At 63.8% G+C, this 320-nt stretch carries 1 protein-coding gene; it reads left to right on the forward strand.

The features are described from left to right. Positions 1 to 320: contractile injection system protein, VgrG/Pvc8 family (locus INF86_RS22675; RefSeq protein WP_255510270.1), on the forward strand; the 320-nt coding region annotated here is incomplete at both ends.

Consider the following 320-nt stretch of genomic DNA (forward strand, 5'->3'; position numbering starts at 1 on the left):
AACGCGTGGCTGTTCCAGGCCCAGCAGAACCCGGCGTCACCGAAACCGGGCAGCATCGATGTGTACGACTGGCCGGGGCGCTTTGTGGAGACAGGCCATGCGGAGTTCTACGCCCGTATCCGTCAGGAGCGCTGGCAGGTGGAGCATCAGCAGATTCAGGCGACGGCCACGGCGGCGGGCATTGCGCCGGGCCACATCTTTACCCTGACCAACGCGCCATTCTTCAGCGATAACGGCGAGTATCTGGTGACGGCGGCGGGGTATCACTTCGAGGAGAACCGCTACGCCAGCGGCGAAGGTGAAACCATTCACCGCACCGA

The sequence above is a fragment of the Enterobacter cloacae complex sp. I1M genome, assembly GCF_014982425.1.
Classification (GTDB): domain Bacteria; phylum Pseudomonadota; class Gammaproteobacteria; order Enterobacterales; family Enterobacteriaceae; genus Enterobacter; species Enterobacter intestinihominis.